The following is a 931-nucleotide window of genomic DNA, read 5'->3' as shown; positions in this document are numbered from 1 at the left end:
AGGGCTGACTCGAATAACGCGATATGGAACGGCCATGAGAGGCAGCTTTTTATCGTAAAGTTGTAACTCACGAAAGTTAACTTGCACTTCTTGTCCCGAGCGTAACATCGTTGGCTCATCTAAACGAATCCCCAAGCCTCGCTTAGAAATATCAACGGTTGAACCTGCTGCTTTTAACTCACCCGAACTGAGGTCAAGTGGCGTTTTGAATCGATAGCGTGGTTCTTTACGGCGCGATTGAGCATCGAAATAGATACCTTTAGGGTTGCCAGTGATTTTTCGAGGATGACGAAAGGCATTTAACGTGTTGGCTGGCAAACGCGGCTTTTCTGTTAATAGGTAATCTTGCCCCGACTTTTCGTCAGCGATTTCTTGCAAAATTCCGATATGAGTCAGTGACTGAGAGGTTTCGGCTAACTCTGGAGAGAATAGTGCAAGATCTTCTTTCTCTTGCTCAGATAACTCAAAAATAGAAATTCGAAACGCACGCCAACTTTCTCGCTTAGCCCCTAAATGCCAAAACAGCTGGCGTTGTTCGCGAGTCGCTTCGGGTCTAAGCATCGAGTAGAAGTACGTTTTGTTTTCATGTTCATGAGTAAACGAGTACAAAACGTTACTGGTGCCTTTCACACCTTGTTTGATCAAAGAAGCGACGCGTTGCTCGTTAAACAAGGAGCCAAACACTTGTTGATTTCTCTCATCGTGCCAGTACTGCCACAACTTTTGGTTGTTTGGTGTCAGCATCGCTAGCTTGAGTTCGTTACCATCAAAAAACAGTGGTAAGTTGCTCGTGTGTTTGAGTGCAATGTGCTCATAACCGCGTGTGCGTGCACGAATGATTTTATCTTGGTTGTCATGACGTGCGCGCTTGGCGGCACTGTTTAATGCTTCGTCGATGACGCGCGCAACGACATTGGTTTCCGTTAGACGA

General features: G+C 45.9%; 1 protein-coding gene. It reads right to left on the bottom strand.

The genetic code is table 11. From position 1 onward, the window contains the following. A partial coding sequence (locus tag R7R78_RS24860) for a PilZ domain-containing protein (protein ID WP_225474464.1) occupies positions 1-931 on the bottom strand: 931 nt, incomplete at both ends.

The organism is Vibrio sp. 2134-1, assembly GCF_033339495.1.
Note: the sequence above shows the minus strand (reverse complement) of the source record. Positions and strands in the feature narration are given on the sequence as shown.